Source organism: Modestobacter altitudinis (assembly GCF_005930475.1).
Lineage (GTDB): Bacteria > Actinomycetota > Actinomycetes > Mycobacteriales > Geodermatophilaceae > Modestobacter > Modestobacter altitudinis.
The window spans coordinates 1-22,690 of sequence record NZ_SJEW01000036.1 but is presented as its reverse complement, the minus strand read 5'-3'; the positions used below and the strand labels follow the sequence as shown (position 1 = coordinate 22,690).

18 protein-coding genes are annotated in these 22,690 nt (G+C 72.8%); 4 read left to right on the top strand and 14 right to left on the bottom strand.

Features of this window, described 5'->3' with window-relative positions; translation table 11 throughout:
• Positions 1-21: 21 nt before the first annotated feature.
• From FHL79_RS14345 to FHL79_RS14295, 11 genes are all read right to left on the bottom strand, one after another.
• Complete coding sequence (locus FHL79_RS14345; RefSeq protein WP_138759266.1) at positions 22-1,074, bottom strand: transketolase family protein; 1,053 nt, start codon at positions 1,072-1,074, stop codon at positions 22-24.
• A complete protein-coding gene (locus FHL79_RS14340; protein WP_138759265.1) occupies positions 1,071-1,946 on the bottom strand; it encodes a transketolase in 876 nt (291 codons plus the stop codon). The genes FHL79_RS14345 and FHL79_RS14340 overlap by 4 nt, the downstream gene beginning before the upstream one ends.
• Positions 1,947-1,971: 25 nt before the next feature.
• Entirely contained in the window at positions 1,972-3,405 is a 1,434-nt protein-coding gene (locus FHL79_RS14335) for an MFS transporter (protein ID WP_138759264.1), read from the bottom strand.
• Between the two features lie 239 nt (positions 3,406-3,644).
• Positions 3,645-4,307 (bottom strand): GntR family transcriptional regulator, encoded by a 663-nt coding sequence (locus FHL79_RS14330; RefSeq protein WP_171058168.1) that lies wholly within the window; start codon positions 4,305-4,307, stop codon positions 3,645-3,647.
• 141 nt (positions 4,308-4,448) lie between these two features.
• Positions 4,449-5,297: an HAD-IIA family hydrolase gene (locus tag FHL79_RS14325; protein ID WP_246080794.1), complete on the bottom strand. Its 849-nt coding sequence runs from the start codon at positions 5,295-5,297 to the stop codon at positions 4,449-4,451.
• The gene (locus FHL79_RS14320) at positions 5,290-6,771 is read right to left on the bottom strand and encodes a biotin carboxyl carrier protein (protein ID WP_138759263.1); all 1,482 of its coding nucleotides are present in this window, start codon (positions 6,769-6,771) and stop codon (positions 5,290-5,292) included. Before FHL79_RS14320 ends, FHL79_RS14325 begins: the two co-directional genes overlap by 8 nt.
• A complete protein-coding gene (locus FHL79_RS14315; RefSeq protein ID WP_138759262.1) occupies positions 6,771-8,138 on the bottom strand; it encodes an acetyl-CoA carboxylase biotin carboxylase subunit in 1,368 nt (455 codons plus the stop codon). Before FHL79_RS14315 ends, FHL79_RS14320 begins: the two co-directional genes overlap by 1 nt.
• Complete coding sequence (locus FHL79_RS14310; RefSeq protein ID WP_138759261.1) at positions 8,135-8,620, bottom strand: acetyl-CoA carboxylase biotin carboxyl carrier protein; 486 nt, start codon at positions 8,618-8,620, stop codon at positions 8,135-8,137. Before FHL79_RS14310 ends, FHL79_RS14315 begins: the two co-directional genes overlap by 4 nt.
• Position 8,621: 1 nt before the next feature.
• Positions 8,622-9,692, bottom strand: a complete 1,071-nt coding sequence (locus tag FHL79_RS14305) for a PEP/pyruvate-binding domain-containing protein (RefSeq protein WP_246080792.1) — start codon at positions 9,690-9,692, stop codon at positions 8,622-8,624.
• Between the two features lie 16 nt (positions 9,693-9,708).
• Positions 9,709-11,517 carry a PEP-utilizing enzyme gene (locus FHL79_RS14300; protein WP_138759259.1) on the bottom strand — a complete coding sequence of 603 codons (1,809 nt, stop codon included), beginning with the start codon at positions 11,515-11,517 and terminating at the stop codon, positions 9,709-9,711.
• 26 nt (positions 11,518-11,543) lie between these two features.
• A complete protein-coding gene (locus FHL79_RS14295; protein ID WP_138759258.1) occupies positions 11,544-13,568 on the bottom strand; it encodes an acetoacetate--CoA ligase in 2,025 nt (674 codons plus the stop codon).
• 92 nt (positions 13,569-13,660) lie between these two features.
• Between FHL79_RS14295 and FHL79_RS14290 the strand changes: the two genes are divergently transcribed.
• Complete coding sequence (locus tag FHL79_RS14290) at positions 13,661-14,482, top strand: IclR family transcriptional regulator domain-containing protein (RefSeq protein WP_138759257.1); 822 nt, start codon at positions 13,661-13,663, stop codon at positions 14,480-14,482.
• Positions 14,483-14,519: 37 nt separating this feature from the next.
• On the opposite strand, the gene FHL79_RS14285 is transcribed toward FHL79_RS14290, so the two are convergent.
• On the bottom strand, positions 14,520-15,992 hold the full coding sequence (locus tag FHL79_RS14285) for an MFS transporter (protein ID WP_218938470.1): 1,473 nt from the start codon (positions 15,990-15,992) through the stop codon (positions 14,520-14,522).
• Between the two features lie 192 nt (positions 15,993-16,184).
• Here FHL79_RS14285 and FHL79_RS14280 point away from each other — a divergent pair, with 192 nt between their 5' ends.
• Positions 16,185-16,913 (top strand): enoyl-CoA hydratase/isomerase family protein, encoded by a 729-nt coding sequence (locus FHL79_RS14280; RefSeq protein WP_138759256.1) that lies wholly within the window; start codon positions 16,185-16,187, stop codon positions 16,911-16,913.
• 44 nt (positions 16,914-16,957) lie between these two features.
• On the opposite strand, the gene FHL79_RS14275 is transcribed toward FHL79_RS14280, so the two are convergent.
• On the bottom strand, positions 16,958-17,503 hold the full coding sequence (locus tag FHL79_RS14275) for an HU family DNA-binding protein (RefSeq protein WP_138759255.1): 546 nt from the start codon (positions 17,501-17,503) through the stop codon (positions 16,958-16,960).
• 309 nt (positions 17,504-17,812) lie between these two features.
• On the opposite strand from FHL79_RS14275, the gene FHL79_RS14270 reads away from it, so the two are divergent.
• Positions 17,813-19,657, top strand: coding sequence for a phosphoenolpyruvate carboxykinase (GTP) (locus FHL79_RS14270; RefSeq protein ID WP_138759254.1), 1,845 nt, complete (start codon positions 17,813-17,815; stop codon positions 19,655-19,657).
• A 37-nt stretch (positions 19,658-19,694) separates the two neighbouring features.
• Here FHL79_RS14270 and FHL79_RS14265 read toward each other — a convergent pair whose 3' ends face one another.
• The gene (locus tag FHL79_RS14265; RefSeq protein ID WP_138759253.1) at positions 19,695-21,182 is read right to left on the bottom strand and encodes a helix-turn-helix transcriptional regulator; all 1,488 of its coding nucleotides are present in this window, start codon (positions 21,180-21,182) and stop codon (positions 19,695-19,697) included.
• Positions 21,183-21,306: 124 nt separating this feature from the next.
• Here FHL79_RS14265 and aceA point away from each other — a divergent pair, with 124 nt between their 5' ends.
• Entirely contained in the window at positions 21,307-22,614 is a 1,308-nt protein-coding gene (gene aceA / locus FHL79_RS14260) for an isocitrate lyase (protein WP_138759252.1), read from the top strand.
• Positions 22,615-22,690 lie beyond the last annotated feature (76 nt).

The following is a 22,690-nucleotide window of genomic DNA, read 5'->3' as shown; positions in this document are numbered from 1 at the left end:
GGTGCAGGGTGAGGTGGCCGGTCAGGCGGTGGCGGGGACCGGGTCGGCGGCCCACGCGCTGGGCTGCTCCTCGCCGGTCCGGCCCAGTTCGGCCCGCACCTTGGCGACGATCGCGTCGGTGGACAGCCCGTACCGGTCGTGCAGGGTGGGCAGGGCGCCGGCGGCGAGGAACTCGTCGGGCAGCGCGATGGGGACCACGCGGGTCCCGGCACCGGCGAAGGCGAGCGTCGAGGCAACGGACTCGGCCAGTCCACCGATGACGCTGTGGTTCTCGCACGTGACGACCAGCCGATCGGTGCGCGCCGCGCGCAGGATCGCGGCGGTGTCCAACGGCTTGATGGTCGGCACGTGGAGGACGGCGACGTCGACGTGGTCGGCGGCGAGCCGCTCCGCGGCCTGAAGCGCGCGCATGGTCATCAAGCCGGTGGAGATGAGCACGACGTCCCGACCGGTGCGCAGCTCGGCGGCCTTGCCCAGCTCGAAGCGGTAGTCGTACTCGTCCAGCACGGTGGGCACCGCTCCGCGCAGCAACCGGAGGTAGGTGGGCCCGGGTGCGGCCGCGAGTGCCGGCACGGCCTGCTCGATGTCCACCGAGTCGCACGGGTCGACGATGGTGAGGTTCGGGCAGCCGCGGAGGATCGCCAGGTCCTCGGTGGCCTGGTGACTCGGCCCGTACCCGGTCGTGAGCCCGGGCAGGGCGCCCACGACGTTGACGTTGAGCCCCGGCTCGGCGATGTCGAGGCAGAGGAAGTCGTAGGCCCGTCGGGTGGCGAACACCGAGTACGTGGAGGCGAAGGGCACCAGGCCCACCTCCGCCATCCCCGCGGCGGCGCCCAGCATGACCTGTTCGGCCATCCCCATCTGGAAGAAGCGGTCGGGGTGGGCGTCGCGGAAGACGTGCATGTCGGTGTACTTGGCCAGGTCGGCCGACAGCCCGACGATCTCGGGACGTTCCTCGGCCAGGCGGTTGAGCGCATGTCCGAAGGGAGCGCTGGTGGTGCGTTGCCCCGGGTCGGCGAAGGAGGCGATCATCGCCGAGGTGGTGAGCTTCTTGCGGGGTGCGGTGCTGGTCATCGGGCCAGTCCTTCCTGGAGCTGATTGCGGGCGATCTGCCATTCGGCCTCGTCGACCCGCATGAAGTGGGCCTTCTCCCGGTTCTCGAGCAGCGGCACACCGCAGCCGATGCGGGTGTCGCAGATCAGCACCGACGGCGAGCCGCGGTGCCCGCGGATCTCGTCGAAGGCGGCGACGAGCGCGGTGACGTCGTTGCCGTCGACGCGGAGGGCGTGCCAGCCGAAGGCCTGCCACTTGTCGACGAGCGGTTCGGTGCGCAGCACACCGGCGGTGGGGCCGTCGGCCTGCAGCGCGTTGACGTCGACGATCGCGGTGACGCTGTCCAGGCCGTGGTGGGCGCAGGCCATCGCCGCCTCCCAGGTGGCACCCTCGTCCAACTCGCCGTCGGAGAGCAGGTCGAACACCCGCGCCTCATTGCCGAGGTGCCGCAGTCCCAGGGCCATGCCGGTGGCCACCCCCAGCCCGTGGCCGAGCGAACCCCCGGAGATCTCCATGCCCGGCGTGTAGGACGCCATCGCCGACATGGGCAGCCGGGAGTCGTCGGAGCCGTAGGTCTCCAGCTCCTCGATCGGGATGATCCCGGCCTCGGCCATCGCGGCGTACGCGGCGATCGCGTAGTGCCCGATGGAGAGCAGGAACCGGTCCCGGTCGGGCCAGTGCGGGTCCTCCGGCCGGTGGCGCAGCTGGTCGGTGTAGACCACGGCGAGGACGTCGGCCACGCCGAGCGCCTGGCCGATGTACCCCTGCCCCTGCACCTCCCCCATGACCAGGGCGTTGCGCCGGATGCGGTGGGCGGCCTGGCGGATCCGCTCGACCCGCTCCGGCCGGTGGGCCGTGCCGGCCGGGGCCTGCGGTGATGAGAGTGCGGTCATGGCGTGCTCCTCGTCGTCAGTGGGGTCAGTCCGTCGCCGAGTCGGCGATCAGCTGCCGCTGGCCCGATGCGACCCGCGGCTCGGGGGTCATGCCCGGTGTGGTCGGGGCCGCGAAGTCCCGCTGCAGAGCCGCGACCTCCTCGCGCTCGGTCCGACCCCAGGTCTCCGGCGTCGTCAGGGCAGCGACGAGCCCGAGCAGGCCGTAGCCGCTGAAGAGCACCGCGGGGCCGACCCACCCGAAGCCGGCGTACAGAGCGGTGGCGACGAGCGGGGTGAAACCGGAGACCACGGCGGAGAGCTGGTAGGACAGGGAGGCACCGGTGGTACGGGTCTTGGCCGCGAACAGCTCGGGGAACCACGCCCCCTGTACGCCGGCCAGGGAGTTCTGGCAGACCGCATAGCTGACGACGAAGGCCAGCACGATCGCGGTCCCCACACCGCCGTTGACCACCAGGAAGAGCGGGATCCCCCACAGCACCATCAGCGCGGTGCCCAGCAGGTACACCGGGCGCCGCCCGATCCGGTCGGTGAGCGCGCCCCAGAAGACCGTGGCGAAGATGCCGATCCCCGCGGCGACCATCAGCGCGGTCAGCGTGGTCGCCCGCTCGGCGAGGTCTTCGGTGACCAGGTAGGACAGCATGAAGGTGACGGCCACGGCGTAGCCGGCGGTCTCGGCGATCCGCAGGCAGAAGGCCCGCAGCACGTTGCGCCAGTCGTCGCGGAGCACCTCGAGGAGCGGGTTCTTCGAGATCTCCCCCTCCTCCTTGAGCTCCTCGAACTCCGGGGACTCCTCGAGCTTGAGCCGGATGAGGATGCCCACGACGATCAGCACGGCGCTGAGCAGGAACGGCACCCGCCACGCCCACGAGCCCCCCAGCGGCACACTGACCAGGAAGGCCAGGTTCGCCAGGAGCAGCCCGACCGGGAAGCCGGCCTGCGTGATGCCGGTGTAGAGGCCCTTCTTGCGCCACGGGGCGTGCTCGAAGCACATCAGGATCGCGCCGCCCCATTCGGCGCCGAACGCGAGTCCCTGCACGACCCGGACCGCGACCAGCAGGATCGGCGCCCAGACACCGACCTGCTGGTACGTGGGCAGGAGGCCGATGAGCACGGTCGCGATGCCCATGAGCAGCAGTGACCCGACGAGGACCGGCTTGCGGCCGATGCGGTCGCCGAGGTAGCCGCCGATGATGCCGCCCAGCGGACGCACGGCGAAGCCGACGCCGAGGGTCGCGAAGGACAGCAGCGTGCCCGACAGCGGGTCGTTCGCCGGGAAGAAGGCGTCGTTGAAGTACAGAGCCGCGGCAGTGCCGAAGCCGATGAAGTCGTAGGTCTCGATCGTCGCTCCGATCGAGCAGCCGACAGCGACCTTCTTCTTGGTCGGGGTGCCGTCGATCGGGTGCCACTCGGCCACCTCTTCGAGATGGGAGTCCCGGTCGGGAACGTGCCGTTCGGTCATGGTGACCTCCGGTGAGCGCTGGACGTGGTTGCCAGTGGCCGCTGGTGTCGACTGTTAACAGTCAACTGGCAACGAGTGTGCGAGGCGCACGTCACACTGTCAAGGGTCACGAGCCGTTTGCTCCGGGCGCACGCTCCCTCGGGAACAGACGCAGTCCCGTCCCGCCAGGTCAGAGCGGCTGCCCTGCACCGGTGGTCACCAGGCCGACCGCACGCCGTACCGGGCCCGCGGCCGCGAGCTCAGTCCGACGAGGGCGACGAGGCGAAGTGCTCTGCCGCTGCAGCCATGTGCTCTTCGACGACGGCCACAGCAGCTGCCACGTCGCCGCGCTCGATCGCGTCGACGATGGGCGCGTGCCGGTCCCGGGCCATCATGGGCGCCTGCCAGGCTGCGCCGTTGAGGATGGCCACCCGCATCCGGCCCTCCAGCCGTTCCCACGCCTCCACGAGCATCGAGTTGCCGGCCAGTCGACACATCAGCAGGTGGAAGGCGAGATCGGCCTGGATCCGTGCGCTCACGCTCTCGTGCTCGTCGGCGAGGTCGTCCAGCGCCTTCCGCAGTGCGCCGACCGCGGACTCCCGTCGCGGGGAGGAGATGAGCTCCCGGACGGCCAGCGACTCGAGGGCGGCCCGCACCTGGAACAGTTCCCGCACCTCGACGGCAGTGAGGCTGCTGACCCGCAGCATCCCCCTGTTGCCGGTCGTCGCCAGACCCTCCTGCTGGAGGTGGCGGAGCGCTTCACGGACCGTGCCCCGACTGACACCCAGGGCAGTGGCCAGGTCCACCTCGCTGAGATGGTCACCGGGGCGGTACTGACCGGACAGCACAGCCGCGCGCAGCGCCTCGAGAGCCCGCTCCCGCAGCGTGCGTGGGTCCAGGCTCGCCAGTGGCTCGACGGTCATCACCGACCTCCTCAAGTGCCCGCCAGCCTAGGGGACATGTGTCGACGGGCGGGTGTCGACTCACGACAGTCCCCACTCAGACGGGCGAGGTGCCCAGCCGCGCCGAGGCACTCGCCCCTCACCTGCCCGGTCGAGATCGCGTCAGCCAGTCCTCAGGAGCTCCGCGAGGACACCCACGTCCGCCAGGTCCAGGTGCGGGCGCTCGTGTTCGGGCCGGTCGGCGAAGGAGCGGGCGTCCCCGATGCCGGTGTGGACGGCGACGGCCAGCGCACCGCCCGCCAGGGCCATCGGCACCTCGAGCTCCGGGTCGTCGCCGACCACGGCGAGCTCGTCGGCGGCCACCCCGAGGTGTCGTGCGGCCACGTCCAGGGCGTGCACGGAGGGCTTGCCCACGACGGTCACCAGGCAACCGGTCACGTCGCGGACGACGGCGCTGATCGCGCGGGACGAGCCCAGCGCCCGCCCCTCGGCGGTGGCGAAGTACGGCGACTGGGAGGCGCTGTAGAAGGCCGCGCCGGCCGACACCGCCTCGACGGCCGCCTCCAGCGACGCGAAGGTGAGCTCCTGCCGGTACCAACCGGCCAGGACGGCGTCCGCGGCGGTCCCGGGGAACGGCGGGAGCGTCTCGATCCCGGCGGCCCGGAGCGGCTCGGTGATCCCCGTGCCGCCGAGCACCATGACCCGCCGGTGACCGCGCCGCCGGAAGACCTCGACGGCCGAGGTGGCGGGGGTCAGCACGACGTCGTCGGGCAGCGGGAAGCCGGCCTGCTCCAGCGCGTCGGCGCACTGGTGCGGCGTCTTCACCGTGCCGTTGGTGAACACGCAGAACCGCAGGCCGAGTTCGGTCAGGAGGCGCACGAACTCGACGGCTCCGGGCAGCGGTCGGATGCCCCGGTTGTCGCGGTCACCGAGCACCAGCGTGCCGTCCATGTCCAGCACGAAGCCGCGCACCCGTCGCAACCGGTCCTCCCCGGCAGGGGGCTCAGACACCGGCGGTGCTCTCCCGGCGGCGGTGCACCGACAGCCGCAGGTCGGCCTTGCCGACCGCCAGGTCCTGGACGGTCTCTCGCTGCCCCAGCTCGCGCAGCAGGGTCAGCACCGGCGCCAGGCCCGGGTTGAAGTGCTGCGGCGCCGGACCGGCGGCCACCATGGCGTCGACCTGCTCACCGGGCATGTGCGCGCGCAGCAGCAGTTCCTCGTCGCTGATCCCGCGGCCGAACTGGCGGCGCAGCTGCTCCGGGGAGGGTGGCGGCGGTTCGGCCTGCAGCTCGCGGGCCCGGGGCCGGTCGAGGACCCGGTCCAGCACCTCGGGGGCGATCGGTGCCGTGGGCCGGCCGAAGGCACCCAGCGCGTACCGGATCACCTGGTCGGAGACGTTCGCGTACCGCTCGCCCAGCACGTTGAACAGTGCCTGCGAGACGACCATCTGCGGGAACGGCGTCACCATGATCGGGTGGCCCAGCTCGGCGCGGACCTGGCCCACCTCCTCGACCAGGCTCTCGAAGCGGTCCTCCATGCCGATCTCGCGCAGCTGCCGCCGGGTCGTCGTCATCACGCCGCCGGCGATCTGGTGGTGCAGGAACGCGGCGTCGAAGTCCTGCGGCCGGCCGGCCGGGAGCTCCTCCACGGCGGCCAGCCGGTCGAGGAAGTCGCACGCCAGGCCGAGCGCGCGGTCGTCGATGTCGACGCGGTGGCCCATCTCGCGCAGGTTGGCCACCGTGCGCCGGGCCTCGGGCAGCGACGAACCGTTGCCCAGCGGTCCGCAGCCGGTCTGCACGACCTCGACGCCCAGCTCCGGCGCGATCGCGTAGGTCTGCGGGGAGAACCCGATGGTGGCGTGCGAGTGCAGCTCCAGGGCGGTCGACCCCAGCGCCGCCTTGACCGCCGGCAGCAGCGTGCGGGCCCGCTCGGCGGACAGGATGCCCGCCGGGTCCTTGACGTACACCCGGTCGACGTCCGGGCACGCGGCCATCTGCCGGGCCAGGTCGGCGTAGAAGGCGTCGTCGTGCACGGCGCTGATGGTGAAGGTCAGCGCGCCGACGACCTCGTCGATGCCGGCCTGCTTCAGCCGGCGGGCGGTCTCCCGGGCGGCGTCCATGTCGTGCATCGGGTCCAGCACGACGACGCGGTCGATGCCGTTCACGGCGAGCCGGTCGTAGACCAGCTGCATGGTCTCGGGATGCGCGTTCTGCCAGCTGATGAAGCGGAACCCGGTGCCGATGAACTGCAGCTTCGTCCGGGGCATCAGCGCCCGGGTGCGCCGGGTGAGCTCCCACGGGTCCTCCCGGTGGGTGCGTACCAGCATCCCCATCGCGGTGCTCGAGGAGTAGTCCAGCGCCCGGAAGCCGACCCGCTCCAGGAGGGGCGCGACCTGCAGCACGTGCGCACTCCGCAGACCGGTGGCGCCCCACAGGCTCTGGTTCCCGTCCCGCAGCGAGACGTCCACCATCCCCACGTCGGCCATCAGGCCACCTCTCCCAGATGCGGCTGGTGCGTCTGCAGGAACCGCTCGAAGAAGGCGGTGTCCACTCCCCCGGCGGCGAACTCGGCATCGGCCAGCAGTGCCTGGTGCACCGGCACCGTGGTGGTCACTCCCTCGATCCGCAGCAGGTCCAGCGCCGCCCGCGCGCGAGTCAGGGCGTCGGCACGGTCCACGCCGTGCACGATGAGCTTGCCCAGCAGCGAGTCGTAGTACGGCGGCACCACCGAGCCGCCCTGCACATGGGTGTCCACCCGCAGCCCCTCGCCGACCGGCAGCACCACCCGGTCGATCCGGCCGGGTGACGGCCGGAAGCCGTGCGCCCAGTCCTCGGCGTTGATGCGGCACTCCACCGCGTGCCCGGTGAGCACCACGTCCTGCTGCCGGATGCGCAGCGGCAGCCCCTCGGCGACGGCGAGCTGCTCGGCGACCAGGTCCAGTCCGGTGACCATCTCGGTGACCGGGTGCTCCACCTGGATGCGGGCGTTCATCTCGAGGAAGTAGAAGGTCTCCCGCTCCCGGTCGTAGAGGAGCTCGACCGTGCCCAGTCCCCGGTACTGCAGGTGCAGCGCCAGGGCCAGGGCTGCGGCCGCCATCTCCGCGCGGACCGAGTCGGGGAGCAGCGGGGCCGGCGCCTCTTCGAACAACTTCTGGTAGCGCCGCTGCACCGAGCAGTCACGGTCACCGAGCGCCACCGCACGGGTGCCGTCGCCGAGCACTTGCACCTCGACATGTCGACCTGAGGACACATACCGCTCCAGGTAGACCCGCGGGTCACCGAAGGCGGCAGCGGCCTCCGAGGTGGCGAGGTCGAGGGTGTGCGCTAGCTGGTCCGCGGAGTCCACTCGCTTCATGCCGCGGCCTCCACCGCCCCCCACGGCCTTCACCAGCAGCGGGTAGCCGACCTCGGCGGCGACGGCCCGCGCGCCCGCGAGGTCCACCGCCTCACCCCCCGGCACCACCGGGAGCCCGGCGGTCAGCGCGTGCGAGCGGGCGGTCAGCTTGTCGCCGACCGCGTGCAGCGACTCGACCGACGGCCCCACGAAGATGATCCCGGCCGCCTCGCAGGCCAGCGCCAGCGCGGGGTTCTCGGAGAGGAACCCGTAGCCGGGGTGCACGGCGTCGGCGCCCACCGCCCGTGCGGCCCGCACCACCGCGGCCGGGTCCAGGTAGGACGCCGCCGCCGGCGCCGGGCCGAGTCGCACCACCCGGTCGGCCAGCCGGGCCGGCAGGGAGTCCAAGTCCGCGTCGGAGGCGGCCAGCACCGACTCGATGCCCAGCCTCGCGCAGGTGCGGACCACCCGGGCGGCGATCTCCCCCCGGTTGGCGATCAGCAGCCGGTGGATCCTCACGGTGCGCCCTCGCCCGGTCCTGGGTCCACGACGAGGAGGACGGCGTCGGCCTCGGCGAACTCACCGTTGGCCGCCCGGATCTCCAGCACCGTGCCGCGCACCCCGGCGTGCACGGGGGTCATCATCTTCATGGTCTCGATGACGCCGACCACGGTCTCCTCCTGGACCTGGTCACCTACGTCGACGTACGGCGGCGCACCCGGCTTCGGGGCCCGGTAGAAGGTGCCCAGCAGCGGCGGGTGCACCGCCACCAGCCCCTCCGCAACCGCGGCCAGCGGCGCGTCGGGAGTCGTCGCGACAGCGGGGTCGCCGCTGCCCTCCACCCGGGGTCGGCGCAGCACCTGCTGCTCTGCCGTCCAGCCGGTCGCGCCCTCGCGGCGCACGGTCAGGGTGAGGTCGGCGAGCTCCAGGTGCAGCTCGTCCAGCCCGCTGGAGTCCAGCGCCGCCACGACGTCGCGGACGTCGTCGGGTCCCAGGTCCACGTCATCCCTCCGACGGGCGCTTGCCGCCCAGCAGGTTGAACACGTGGTCGAACGGGCGCGCCGTGGGCGCGGCCTTGCGGGCGGCGTCCTTGGCCGCCCACACCGTCTCCGGCCGGCTCTGCAGCAGGAAGACGTCGCCGCCCTCGGCGACGGCCCACTCGATGTCCTGCGGGCGGCCGTAGTGCGCCTCGACCCGCCGGGCGATCGCGACCAGCTCGGCGATCTCCTCGTCCGACAGCGACGGCCGGTCCTGCAGGTCGGCGGGCACGTCGGTCTCCACCACGCCGGAGCCGGACGGGTCGGGCCGGTGCCAGCGGGTCTTGGTGGCCACGTTCCGCTTGACCTCACCGGTCACCTTGCTGACGACGAACGAGTCGGGCGTGACGTCGCCGCTGACCACGGCCGAGCCGAGGCCCCAGCTGGCGTCGATGGCGACGACGGACCTGTCGCCCGACAGCGGGCTGCGGGTGAACAGGACACCGGAGCTGCGGGCGCCGACCATCCGCTGGACGACGACGGCCATGCCCAGGTCGGTCTCGGGGATGCCGCGGCGCAGCCGGTAGGTCACCGACTCGACGCTGTAGAGGCTGGCCCAGCAGCGGCGTACGTGCTCGAGGACCGGGTCGGCGCCGCGCACCCACAGGTAGGTGTCCTGCAGGCCGGCGAAGCTCGCCTCCGCGCTGTCCTCGCTGGTGGCGCTGGACCGGACGGCGACCGGCAGCGAGGCGTCCGCGCCCTCCTCGCACATCGCCGCGTACGCGGTGGACACCGCCGCGGCCACCTCGCCCGGAAGTGGCGCGGCCTCGACGGCGGCCCGCAGCTGCGCACACGCGGCGGCCAGGGCGGGTGCGTCGGCCGGGTCGAGCCCGGCCACCCGGGCCGGGATCGGGACGCCGTCCACGGTCAGCTGCTCGACGGCCCGGCCGAAGGCCGCCGTCGTCACCGCGAAGCCGGTCGGCACCCGGATCCCGGCGCGCAGCAGCTCGCCGAGGCTGGCGCCCTTGCCGCCCACGGTCGGGACGTCGCCCAGCCCCACCTCGCGGAGGTGGAGCACGGGTGCGATCGAGGTCATCAGGAGTCCCATCGGGTCAGGCGAGGACGGTGACGACGCCGCGGTCGCCGTCGACCCGCAACCGGTCGCCGGTCGAGATGCGGGCGGTGGCGGTGCCGGTGCCGACGACGGCGGGCATCCCGTACTCGCGGGCGACGATCGCAGCGTGCGACATGGTGCCGCCGATGTCGGACACGGCCGCCGCGATCTTGCCGAACACCGGGCCCCAGCTGGGCGCGGTGACCGGGCAGACCAGGATCTCGCCCTCGCGGATCTGACCGATGTCGTTGACGTTGAGGAGCACCCGGGCCACGCCCTCGACGACGCCGGGCGAGGCTGCGTAGCCGCGGACGGTCGAGCCGTCGTCGTCCTCCGCGCCGAGCCAGGCCTCCACCGTCTCCTGGGTGATGCCCCAGAGCATCTTCACGGCCGGGTCGTTGAGCGCCTCGGGGACCGCACCCAGCGCCGGCGGTGCCGACCAGGTGGACAGCGCCTCGACGATGCGCTTGCGCTCGGCCACGATCGGCTGCCAGTGGCGGCCGCCGAGCTCGGTGCCGCCCGATGCCCAGGCGAGCATGACGTCGGCCAGGGCGTCCTCCACCTCGACGTGCCGCAGGTGGAAGACGTCGTCGGCGGCGAGCAGCACCCCACGGTCGGCGAGCAGCTGCCCGAAGGCCCGGACCTTCTGGAAGAAGCGGGTGGTGAACCAGTGCTCGCAGTAGAACTTGTGGCTCTCGATGTAGGGGAACACCTGCCGGCACAGGCCCAGCATCTGGTCGAAGGCCGTCTGCTCGTCGGCCGAGTCGAGCAGCTCCCGGTACTCGGCCGCGATCCGGTCCCGCTCCTGCGCCAGCCGCTCGGTCGGGCGGGTGAGGTCCTGCCCGGCGGCGATCTGCTCGACGTAGCGCGGCAGGGCGGCGAACGGCACGGTCAGGTCGTCGGCCCAGGAGAGGTGGTGGTGGTAGAAGCCGTCACCGACCGAGACGTTGAACCACGGGTCCTTGGCGGCCTCGAGCGCGGCCAGCCAGCGGGCCCCTGCGTCGCCGCGCTCGCCCAGCGCCGCGAGCACCTTCGCCGGGTCTGAGCCCTCGACGAACAGGTCGGCCAGGTCGAGGTCGACGGCCAGCGCGGCCAGCTTCTTCAGCTCGTCGTCCGGGCGGTACATGGTGACGTCCATGCCGGCGACCATCCGGGCGACCATCTGGTCGCCCATCTCCGGGAAGACCTGCTTGCAGAACTCGAAGAAGACGACGTAGGCCCCGTAGCCGAGCATCAGGAACTCGGTGTGGTGGTGCCACATCTTCGAGTACAGGTCGATGCAGCGGTGGAACTCCTCGCGGAGGAGGTGGTTGGAGGCGAAGCCGCGGCCGCTGGTGACCACCTCGATCGGGTCCAGCTCGCCGAGCTCGGGCACCTCGACGGCCTCGATGTCGGCGATCAGCGCCTCGATCCGCTGCTGCCACCCGACGTAGAGCCGGTCCCAGTTCGCGTAGTAGTGGCCGGCCCGCTCCTGGAAGTCGGCCAGCCGCCGGCCCTGCTCCGCCTCGTCGAGCACCGGGTTGGCGGTGATGTAGACCCGCCCGTTGACGATCCGGTACTCGATGCCCATGGTCGTCGGGAAGGAGAACAGCCGGGCGGTGTTCGCGCCGATCGCGGTGTAGGGGATCTCCGAGGTGATGCCGTCGAACGCCGGGACCACCTCGGGGAAGTGCATCGAGTTGTAGAACCAGAAGCGCTGGTCGTCCTCGGGCTGAAAGCGCGAGAAGTACGGGTACATCGCCTCCCACCCCTCGGCTCCGGGCACGGCCTCGAGCTGTGAGGGCAGGGGGAACGAGCGCTCGGTCATGGGGCTCCTCGGCGGTGAGGTGGGGGTCAGAGGGTGTAGTCGGACTGGGTGCGGACGTACTCGGCGATGCCGGCGAACCCGTTCGGGTCGGCCATCGCGTTCGGGTCGGCGACGTCGGCCGCGGCGGCGCCCAGGAGCAGCCGGCGCACCGGGATCTCCATCTTCTTGCCGCTGCGGGTCAGCGGGATGGCGTCGACCGCGATGATCGCGTCGGGCACGTGCCGCGGCGTGTACTCGGCCCGCAGGCTGCGGCGCAGCCGGTCGCGCAGGTCGGCGTCCAGCTCCTGGCCGGGGGACAGCACCACGAACAGGGGCATGAAGAAGCCGCCGCCCGGGAGGTCGAGGTTGACCACGAGGGAGGTGCGGACGGCGGGGTCGTCCTCGACCACGCGGTAGATCTCGGCGGTCCCGATCCGCACGCCCTGCCGGTTGAGGACGGCGTCGGACCGACCGCGCACGAAGCAGCCGCCGCGCTCGTTGACCTCGAAGAAGTCACCGTGCCGCCAGACGCCGGGGAAGGTGTCGAAGTAGCTGGCGCGGTACCGGGCGCCGTCGTCGTCACCCCAGAAGAACAGCGGCATCGACGGCATCGGCTCGGTGATGACGAGCTCGCCGACCCGGCCGACGACGCTGCGCCCCTCGTCGTCCCACGCCTGGGCGGCGACGCCGAGCGAGCGCGCCTGGATCTCGCCCGCGTACACGGGCAGCGTGGGCACGCCGCCGACGAAGCCGGTGCAGCAGTCCGTGCCGCCGCTGCCGGTGGCGATCGAGAGGTCGTCCTTGACGTCGCGGTAGAACCACGCGGTGATCGCCGGGGCGACCGGGGAGCCGGCCGGCATCACGACGTCGAGCGCCGCGAGGTCGAAGCGCTCCCGCGGGACCACGCCGGCCTTCTGCATGAGCTCGACGAACGTCGGGCTGGCGCCGAAGAGACGGGCCCGGCTGTCCTGCGCGACCCGCCAGAGCACGTCGACGTCGGGATGGCTCGGGTTGCCGTCGTAGAGCACCGGCACCACCCCGGCCAGCGGCATGCTGACCAGGAAGTTCCACATCATCCAGCCGGTGGTCGTGAAGAAGAACGCCCGGTCGCCGGGCCGCATGTCGTGGTGCAGCACGTGCAGCTTGAGGTGCTCGACCAGGATGCCGCCGTGCCCGTGCACGATCGCCTTGGGCAGCCCGGTGGTGCCGGAGGAGAAGAGCACCCACAGCGGCTGGTCGAACGGCACCTGGGCGAACTCGAACGTCTCGGTCGGGGCCGGACCGGAGACGGCGTCGTCCCAGGGAGTGCCGGGCTGGTCGAGCCCGAGGACGGGCACCTGCACGACCTCGCGCAGCCCCGGCAGCCCGCCGACGAGCTCGGCGACCTCGGCACGCCGGTCGAAGTCCCGGCCGCCGTAGCGGTAGCCGTCGGAGCAGAACAGCACGGCGGGGTCGAGCTGGCCGAGCCGGTCGAGCGCGCCCCGCGCGCCGAAGTCGGGTGAGACGCTCGCCCAGATCGCGCCGATGCTCGCCGTCGCCAACATCGCGACCATCGCCTGCGGGACGTTGGGGAGGTAGGCGACCACCCGGTCGCCCTCCCCGATCCCCCGGGCACGCAGATGGGTGGCGACCGCGTGCACCTGCCGGGTGAACTCCTCCCACGGCAGCTCGCGCGGGGGGTGCGTCTCGTCGGCGTACAGCAGGGCCGCCTCGCCGGGGCGCTCCGACCGGAGCACGTGCTCGGCGAAGTTCAGCCGAGCCCCGGGGAACCAGCGGGCGCCGGGCATGGAGCGGTCCTCCAGGACGGCGGTGTGCGGCGCCGAGGACCGGATGTCGAAGAAGTCCCAGATCGCCTGCCAGAACTCCTCGAGCTCGGTGGTCGACCACTCGTACAGGGCCGCGTAGTCGGTGAACCGGCGACCGGTGCGAGCCTCGGCGAAACGGGTGAACCCGGTGAGGCGGGCGTCCTCGACCCGCGCGGCCGACGGCGCCCAGAGGAGGTCCCCCTCCTGCGGCGGGGCCGGCGGCAGGTCGCTCCGCGGGACCTCGGTCGGTGCGGGGGGAACCGGCATGGCCAGACAGTGGCGCAGGCCGGTGTGACGGGCAACACTGATCCGGCTGCTTTTCACCGTGCGAAACGCAGCAGCCGGGCGGGAGGGTCGACGTGCGGGAGTACCGGGTCAAGCCGATCGAGTCGCTCGGCCGGGGCCTGCAGGTGCTCGCGGTCCTGCAGGGGATGCGGGCGGCCAGCCTGCACGACCTGCACCTGGCCACCGGCATCCCGAAGCCGACGCTGACGCGCATCCTCTACACCGCCCACCTGCACGGGCTGGTCTGGCAGCGGATGGTCGACGGCGCGTTCCTGCCCAGCCACACCCAGCGCCGGGGCGAGCCGGACAACGACGAGTGGCTCGTCGAGATCGCCTCCCCCGTACTGGAGGAGCTGTCGCAGCGGCTGCAGTGGCCCTCGGTGCTGTCGGTCCCGCGGCTGGACCACATGGAGACCCTGGAGACCAACAGCTCGCGCACCTACTTCGACGAGCTGCCCCGCCGGCCCCGCGGCTTCCGGGTCAACATGCTCGGCTCGGCGTCGGGTCGCGCCTACCTCGCGTTCTGCAGCGACCAGGAGTTCGACGCGGTGATCGCCCGGCTCCGGCAGAAGGACGTCCCGGCCCACCGGCTCGCCTCCGACGACGACGCACTGCGCACGCTGGTGGCGACGACGCGCGAGCGAGGCTACGGCGTGCGCGCGCCCGACTTCGGTGGCGACTACCACCGCCCGCGTGCGGAGACCGACGACGGCCGGTCGTCCATCGCGATGCCGGTGCGGCTGGACGGCCGCGTCGTCGCGGCGATCAACCTGACCTGGCGGCGTCAGGTGCTGTCCCTGACCGGGATGGTGCAGCGCCACCTCGGGGACCTGAAGGCCGCCGTGCACGCGGTCGAGGAGCGCGCCGGGGCGGCCGGGTTCGACCGCACGAGCTGACGCAGGCCGCCCGGGTGCGCGAGGGGACGCCCTCCCCTCACCCGGAGGGGGTCCCGGCCGGCAGCCGTCGCCGCCCTGCTGCCCGCGGCCGGTGCCCGGTGACGGCGTCCCCCGCCGTCCGGGAGAGCAGCAGCGCCTCGACGAGGGGCAGCACCAGCAGGACGGTGAGCAGGACGAACGCGATGCGGAAGGCGTCGTCGGGCCCCTCACCGGTGGCCACGGACCCGCCGAGGCGGACCAGCAGCGCACCCACGGCCACCCCGAGCCCGGCGCCGAGTTCGGTCAGGGTGGACATCAGCGGGTTGGCCGCGCTCATCCGGTCCGGTGCAACATCAGCGAACGCCGTGCTGTTGTACGCGGTGAGGCCGATCGAGCGGAACACCCCGCTGGCGACCAGCAGGCCGAGGAGCAGTGGCAGCGGGGTCGACGCCTGGAGCAGGACCATCGCGAGCAGGCAGACCGCCGAGCCGGCGATCGCCACCAGCATCACCGACCGGATGCCCAGCCACCGCATGAGCCGGGTGGTCACGGGCTTGACGGCCACGTTGCCCACGAACAGCGCGATCACGACCGCACCCGCGCGGGCGGCGGTCCAGCCCAGACCGAGCTGGAAGAACAGCGCCAGCAGGAACGGGACGGCGGTCATCACCGCCCGGAAGCCGGACCCGCCGAGCGCCGCGACCCGGAAGGTCTCGATCCACAGCGCCTGCAGGTCCAGCAGCGGCCGGCGGGCACGCCGCAGGTGGCGGACGGCCGCGGTGAGTCCGACCGCGCCGCCACCCAGGCCGAGGGCGACGACGGCGGCGTCCGGCCGGGCGGACCCGAGGGCCTCCATGCCGACCACCAGCGCCGCGACGCCTCCGGCGGTGAGCAGGAAACCGCGCCAGTCCAACCCCGCGGGCTGCGCCGCCCGGTCGTCGGGGACCAGCCGGCGGGCCAGCACCAGAGCGGCCACGCCCAGCGGCAGGTTGACCAGGAAGATCCAGCGCCAGGAGGCGTAGGTGGCCAGCACCCCGCCCAGCGCCGGTGCGACGACCGGCGCCGCCAGCGCCGGCCAGGTCAGGTAGGCGATCGCCCGGACCAGGTCGGACTTCGCCGTGGTGCGCAGCACGACCAGCCGCCCGACGGGCACCATCATCGCCCCGGCCGCCCCCTGCACGACCCGGGCGGCGACGAGCAGCGGCAGGCTGGTGGCCGCGGCGCAGCCGAGCGAGGCGATCGTGAAGCCCGCGATCGCGGCCGTGAACACCCGCCGGGTGCCGAACCGGTCGGCGAGCCAGCCGCTGATCGGGATCAGCACGGCGAGGGTCAGCACGTACGCGGTGATCGCCACGTTGACCGCGACCGCGGGCACACCGAGGTCGTCGGCGATGTGCGGCGCGGCCGGGGCGATGACGGTGCCGTCCAGGAACTCCATGAACGACGCGCCGGCCACGAGCAGCGCCAGCCCACGGCGGAGCTCGCCCGGGCGCTCGGCCACGGTCTCCTCCGCCTCCCGCTCCGCACCCATGCCGACCTCCCCCCGCTCCCGGCCGCTGATCGGACCCACCCTGCCAGGGCGGCCGGGACTCCCTGTCCACCCCGCACCGGACGGGGTCCGGGTCCGCCGACGTCCCCGCTGACCGACGCCGGCGACGGACCTGGCTCCCCCGCCGGGACTCCGGTCGTCCCGAGCCTGCCGAGGTGCGGGGAGGATGACCCGATGCTGACCACGGAGCACCGGGATGACGTCGCTGTCCTGCGCATCGAGCACGGCCGTGTCGGCGCCCTCGACGTGGAGCTGCTGACCGCTCTGGCCGAGGCCGTCAGCGCGTCCGACCGGGCGCTGGTCATCACCGGCAGCGGCTCGGCGTTCTCCGCCGGTGTGGACCTGCGCCAGGTCCTCGACGGGGGCCGCCCGTACACCGAGCAGCTCCTGGCCGCGCTGTCGCGGCTGTTCCGCGTGGTCTTCGACCACCCGCGGCCGACGGTGGCGGCGGTCAACGGGCACGCGATCGCCGGTGGCTGCGTGCTGGCTCTGGCGTGCGACCTGCGGTTGATGTCGGGCGGACGGATGGGGCTGGCCGAGCTGACGGTCGGCGTGCCCTTCCCGACGGCCGCCCTGGAGGTCGTCCGGCACGCACTCGGCCCACGTGCCGGCCAGGTGCTGCTCGGCGCCCAGTCCGTGGACCGCGAGCGAGCGCTGGCCCTGGGCATGGTCGACGAGCTCACCGAACCCGGCGAGCTGCTCCCGCGGGCGGTCGCGCTGGCCGGGCAGCTGGCCGCATGGTCGCCGGAGTCCTACCGGATGGCGAAGGTCCAGCTGCACCGACCGGCGAACGCGGCCATCGAGGCGACCCAGGAAGGCGACGCAGCCGTCCTCGCCGGCTGGACCTCCGACGACACCCGCGGGCGGATCGAGACTGCGCTCGCGGCGCTGAAGCGGCGGTAGCCGGGTCCGGCTCGCACCGATCGGCACGGCCGGCTGCGTCGAGGTCAGCGGGCGCCCGCCGCCTTCTTCCCCCGCTTCTCCCCGGACACCCGGCTCGCCTTCCCGCCGGCCTTCTTGCCCGCCTTGCCGCCGGCCTTCCCGCCGGCCTTCTTGCTCCCCTTCTTGCTCGCCTTCTTGCCGGCCTCCTTGCCAGGGCTGGCCGCCTCCACCTCGCCGGCAGCGGCGTCCGCCACGGCGGCTGTCGGCTTCCCGCCCTCGACCCGCGGAACGCCGTTCCCGGCGGCGGCGGACGGCGTCGTCACCGCGACGCCGTCGGCCGAGGCGAGCAGGTTCTTGAACCCGGTCCCGGGGCGGAAGACCGCGACCACGGACGGGCCCACCTGGATCGCCTCACCGGTCCGCGGGTTGCGGCGGGCGCGGGACGCCCGCTCGCGGCGGTCGAAGGTCCCGAACCCGGTCAGCGACACCCGCTCACCCCGCGCGACGCTGCCCTCGATCTCGTCCAGGACACCGTTGACCGCGGCCGCGGCCGCCGCGCGGTCCCCGTCGAGCCGCTCGGCCATCCTGGTGATCAGTTCGGACTTGTTCACAGGGGCGCTCCTCCGTGTCACCGGCGACCGATCACCCCGCGAGGAGTGAACACCGTGACACCCAACCGGCTGCGCCCGCCGGGCACAACCAGAGCCGACACCATTGCGGCCGTCGGCCACGACGTCGCCGCCTCCGCCCCCTCCCGATGACCCTCGAGCCCTTCACCGCCTCGACGCGACGCCGACACCGACCTGCCCCATGGGTACGTCGACACGGCATGGACGGCGCCGCACCGATACGTTCCGTTCGACGGGCCGTACCGTGCGCCGCCCGACGTTCCATCTCCTCCGAGAGAAGCAGGTGAGGTCGTGATCGCCGTGGACGCCGTTCTCGATCAAGCGGGACTGACCAACAGCAAGGTCCGGGAGCACGTGCGGTACTGGTTCGAGCTGACCGGCGCCGAGCGGCTCGAGGTGGTCAACGCCGCCGATGACGGACGGCTCATCGAGGAGGCCCTGGCCGCGGGCGAGCTCTTCCCCGCCGGCGAGGGCCGCTACTACTCCCGCAGCCACCCGAAGGACACCGCGCGCTCGGAGGAGCGCACCGTGGTCGCCACCGCCGACCCGGCCGACGCCGGCGTCTACAACAACTGGCGCCCGTCCTCGGAGATGAAGCCGCTGCTCGAGGAGCGGATGCGGGGCGCCTCGGCCGGCAAGACCATGTACGTCGTCCCCTACCTGATGGCGCCGCCCGGCTCGCCGCTGGCGGGCTTCGCCACCGGCGTGGAGCTCACCGACGCCCGGACCGTCGTGCTGCACATGATCCGGATGGGCCGGGTCGGCGTGGAGCACGTCAACGACCTCGCCGACCCGGACAGCTTCGTCCGCGGCGTCCACGTCACCGGGGACCTGGAGAAGCTGGGCCAGGGGACGCCGGCGGACCAGCGCTACTTCGTCACCGTCGCCGACGAGCGGACGATCTTGCACTACGGCTCCTCCTACGGCGGCAACGCGCTGCTGGGCAAGATCGCGCACGGCCTGCGCCAGGCGGCCTACGACGGCTGGCGTTCGGGGCAGTTCCTCGCCGAGCAGTTCCTGCTGCTGGGCATCACCGACAAGCAGACCGGCCGCACGTACCACGTCTGCGGCGGGATGCCGAGTGCTTCGGGCAAGACGAACCTGGCGATGACGCTGGCCCCTGACGCCCTCGGCGACCGGTACCGCGTCGACTTCTACGGCGACGACATCGCCTGGCTCCGGGTCGACCCGGCCGACGGCCGCATCTACGCGATCAACCCCGAGTTCGGCGTGTTCGGGGTCGCCAAGGACACCAACGAGGACACCAACCCCACCGCGGTCGCGGCGATCGCCGCCGGTACCGGCACGATCTTCACCAACGTCGCCTACAACGCCGACACCCAGGACGTGTGGTGGGAGGGGAAGACGCCGGAGCCACCGGCCGACGTCACCGGCTGGCGGGACTGGACCGGTGCGCTGGTCTCCGATCGCGCCGACGGCACCGAGAACTCCCCGTGGGCCCACCCGAACAGCCGGTTCACCACGACCCTGGCCAACGTGCCCAACATCGCGTCGGACTACGAGCGGCCCGAGGGCGTGCCGATCGACGCGATCATCTTCGGCGGGCGCACGCGTGACCGCGAGCCGCTGGTCCGCGCCATCACCGACCTCGCGGAGGGCGTCTACGACGGCCTGACCCTGGGCGCCGAGGCCACCTTCGCCGCCGAGGGCACCGAGGGCGTGCTGCGCTACGACCCGATGTCCATGCGGCCGTTCATGGCCGTCCCCGAGGGTCGCTACGCCGCCCTCTGGCTGAAGATCATCGGCTCCGCCGCCCAGCAGCCGCTGTTCGCCCACGTCAACTGGTTCCAGCGCGACCCCGAGGACGGGCACTTCCTGTGGCCCGGCTACCGGGACAACCTGCGGGCCCTGCTCTGGCTCATGCAGCTGAAGGCGGGCGAGGTGACCGGCACCAGCACCCCGGTCGGCATCGTGCCCGCCCCCGACGAGCTGGACCTGCGCGGGATGGACCTCCCTCCGGGCGACCTCGAGCGGCTGCTGACGATCGACACGGCCCGCTGGCAGCAGGAGATGACCCACCGGGAGGAGCACCTCGACCTCTTCGAGGGGCTGCCGGAGGAGATCTGGGCAGCACACCGCCGCGTCACGGAGGCCCTCCCGCCCCGGCCGCAGTGAGTCGTGGGGTCGGCGCAGGCGGCCTCCGCGCACGGCGTCAGCGGGAGGCCGCCCGATCCCGGTCGACCCGCGAGTGCCGTTCGAGGAAGCGGTACGCCTCGGTGGTGTCGACGCCCGGGGAGGTCGACGACCCGGTGGCGGTCAGGCTGGACGCGGTCGGCAGCGTGGCGAACAGCGAGGCGTTCAGCCGCGGTGTCGGCAGGGCCCGGCCGGCCCAGCGCTGGGCGAGCGCCGGCGGGGGCGTGCGGCAGCAGCTCTCGTCGGGGCAGGTCGAGGTGAACCGCTGGTCGGCGTCCATGCCGCGGAACCACTTGGCGTGCGCGAAGGACGTGCCCACCGACAGGGAGAACGCACCGCGCCCGGTGGTCTGGATGCTGGAGGTGCACCAGAAGGTGCCGCCGGGCTTGTCGGTGAGCTGGTGGTACGGGCTGAACCGGTCCTCCACGGCGAACACCCGCCGGGCGGCCCACCAGCGGCACACCACCTGACCCTCGACGGTGCCGAGGGGGTCGCTGGGGAACTGCACGTCGTCGTTCTCGTAGGCCTTGGCGATGGTGCCGGACTCGTGCACCTTCAGGAAGTGCACCGGGATGCCCAGGTGCTCGGTGGCCAGGTTGGTGAACCGGTGGGCCGCGGTCTCGTAGGTGACGGCGTAGGCGTCGCGCAGGTCCTCCACCGACAGCTCCCGGCGTTCCTTGGCGGCCTTCAACAGCGGCACCGCGCTCGCCTGCGGCACGAGCAGGGCGCCGGCGAGGTAGTTGCTCTCCACCCGCTGACGGAGGAAGGACTCGTAGTCTTCCGGCGGGCTGTGCTCCAGAACGGCGCCCGCCAGCGCCTGCAGGAGGGTCGACCGGGGGTCGCGCCCGGCTTCTGACTGACGCGGCAGGTAGATGCGCCGGCCTTCCAGGTCGGTCAGGCTGCGCGTGGAGGCGGGCAGGTCGCCGACGTGGTGGATGGTGAACCCGAGGTGTCCCGCGAGGTCGGCCACGACCCGCTGGGACAGCGGGCCGCCGGTGTGCCCGACCGCCTCGAGCAGGGTGGCGGCGGTCGCCTCCAGCTCGACCAGGTGGTTGCCGTGCCGCCGCATCTGCGCCCGCAGCGCGGTGTTCGCCCGGCGCGCCTGCTCGGGCGTCGCCGCGCGCTGCTCGTGGACCTTCTCCAGCTCGCTGAGCAGGGCGAGGACCGTCTCGATGGCCTGGTCGGGCAGCGCCTTGCGCACCGCCAGCGGAGCCAGCCCGAGGGAGCTGAACAGCGGGCTGCGCTGCGCCCGTTCCAGAGCGATCTCCAGCTGGGCGCGCCGCGACCGCGGCGCCTGGGACAGCAGGTCGGCGAGGTCGGTGCCGAGCGCCGCGGCCAGCGCGTGCAGCTCGCCCACCCGGAGCTCGCGCTTGCCGTTCTCGACCATCGACAGGTGCGAGGGTGCCCGCCCCAGCCGGGCGGCGAGCTCCCCCAGGGTCAGTCCCGCCGCGGCGCGCAGCTCGCGGATCCGCCGTCCGACCACCAGCGGGTCGTACTCCTCCGTCATCCGCCGGATGTTCCTCGATCGGGAAGAACACGTCAACTTCTCCCCGACAGGGCCTTCTCGGGAGGGTCGGTCGGCCCGCAGGCTCGTCCCAGCACGTCGATCCCACAGAACGAGGAGCCCCGAGATGAGCCAGCACCCCACCCGCTCCGGCGACGCCGTCGAGACCGCCACCGACCTCGCGTTCGCCTGGCAGACCGACCCCCGCTGGGCCGGCATCCGCCGCGACCACACCGCAGAGGACGTCGTGGCCCTGCGGGGTCCGGTGGTGGAGGAGCACACGCTGGCCCGCCGCGGTGCCGAGCGGCTGTTCGAGCTGGTCCAGGCCAGCGACGGCCACGAGTGGGTGTCCGCGCTCGGTGCGCTCACCGGCAACCAGGCCGTGCAGCAGGTCCGGGCCGGCCTGAAGGCCATCTACCTGTCCGGCTGGCAGGTCGCCGCGGACGCCAACACGGCCGGGCAGACCTACCCCGACCAGAGCCTCTACCCGGTCGACTCCGTGCCCTCGGTCGTCCGCCGGATCAACAACGCACTGCTGCGCGCCGGGCAGGTCGAGGCGTCCGAGGGCGGCGACCGGCGGAACTGGATGGTGCCCATCGTCGCCGACGCCGAGGCCGGCTTCGGCGGACCGCTGAACGCCTACGAGCTCATGCGCTCGATGATCACGGCCGGCGCAGCCGGTGTGCACTGGGAGGACCAGCTGGCCTCGGAGAAGAAGTGCGGCCACATGGGCGGCAAGGTCCTGGTGCCGACCGGCCAGCACATCCGGACGCTGAACGCCGCCCGGCTCGCCGCCGACGTTGCCGGGGTCCCCTCGATGGTCATCGCCCGCACCGACGCCCTCGCCGCGACGCTGCTGACCAGCGACCACGACGAGCGGGACCGCCCCTTCCTCACCGGGGAGCGGACTGCGGAGGGCTTCTACACCGTCCGCAACGGCCTGGACCCCGTCATCGCCCGCGGCCTGGCGTACGCCCCCTACGCCGACCTGATCTGGGTCGAGTCCGCCACACCCGACCTGGAGCTCGCCCGGCGCTTCGCCGAGGCGGTGCACGCCGAGTTCCCCGACCAGAAGCTGGCCTACAACTGCTCGCCGTCGTTCAACTGGAAGAGCCACCTGGACGACGACCAGATCGCCTCCTTCCAGCGCGAGCTGGCCGCCATGGGCTATGCCTTCCAGTTCATCACCCTGGCCGGCTTCCACTCCCTCAACCACTCGATGTTCACCCTCGCCCAGGGCTACGCCGAGCGGCAGATGAGCGCCTACGTCGAGTTGCAGGAGGCCGAGTTCGCCTCCGAGGCCACCGGCTACACCGCCACCCGCCACCAGCGGGAGGTCGGCACCGGCTACTTCGACCGGATCGCCACCGCCCTGAACCCGGCCAGCTCGACCCTCGCCCTCATCGGGTCCACCGAGTCCGAGCAGTTCCACTGACCCGCTCGCCCCACGCCTCGCCCAGGAGAACCGCGATGACCGCACTGCACGCCCCGGCCCCGCCCGTCCACCACCG